The sequence below is a fragment of the Streptomyces sodiiphilus genome, assembly GCF_039529215.1.
Classification (GTDB): domain Bacteria; phylum Actinomycetota; class Actinomycetes; order Streptomycetales; family Streptomycetaceae; genus Streptomyces; species Streptomyces sodiiphilus.
Map to the genome: position 1 here is coordinate 1 of NZ_BAAAMJ010000105.1, position 880 is coordinate 880.

At 76.5% G+C, this 880-nt stretch carries 1 protein-coding gene; it reads right to left on the reverse strand.

Annotation, left to right across the window (positions count from 1 at the left end):
- Positions 1 to 809 (reverse strand): sensor domain-containing protein (locus ABD299_RS24800; protein ID WP_344267003.1); only part of this gene is annotated, 809 nt, incomplete at its 3' end.
- Positions 810 to 880 lie beyond the last annotated feature (71 nt).

The following is an 880-nucleotide window of genomic DNA, read 5'->3' on the forward strand; positions in this document are numbered from 1 at the left end:
CCGTCGTGCAGATCCCGCTCGATCCGCCGCAGATCGGCGGCCGAGGTGTCCAGCACCGACGAGCGGTCCGACTCCAGCTGCCGCACCCGGTCCGCCTGCGCGGAGGGGCCCAGCAGCCCGGAGACCAGCGCCCGGTCCACCGTGCACAGCGCGCGCACGGCCCAGCCCGCGCCGTACAGGACCAGGTATCCCAGGACGGCGGCCATCGCCACCTCCAGGGGCCCGTCCCAGACCCAGCCGCCGCCCCGGCCGTCCAGGTTGATCCCGACGCCCGGTTCGCCGGAGAACCTCGGCACGGTCCAGAACCACAGCGGGAACAGCAGCAGCGTCCATCCCAGCCCCCACAGCACCGTGACCACCGTGAAGCCGACCAGCGACCAGGGCAGATGGACCAGCGTCCAGGCCGAGGTGCGCCACGTCACCGGCGAGCGCAGCACCGCACCCATCCAGCCGAGCGGGGACCGCCGGCCGCCGCGCGGCCGCAGCGGCTCGGGTTCCTCCACCTCCAGTCCCAGCAGCAGCCGGGCGCGCTCCCGCTCCAGCCGGGCCAGGCCGCGCAGCGCCCACAGCCCGGCCGCGAGCACCGGCAGCCCGACGAAGGTGATCAGCAGCGGAGCGCCCACCGCGAGCGTGGTGACCAGCACGGTGAACGAGACGGTGGCCAGCGGCAGTCCGAGCAGCTGGTGGCAGCCCTCCCGCCAGGTCCGGGCGCCGAACGGGATGCTCAGGGCACCCGTCCTGGACGGGCGGCGGGCCCCCGCGGGACGGGCGGGCCGGGTGCCGGCGGTGCCGCCGGGGGCGGTGGTCACGCGGGCCTTCCTTCGGTGGCGTCGGGGCGCTCCCGCCAGGGGAGTGCGGCGGTGACGGTGGTGGGTCCGCC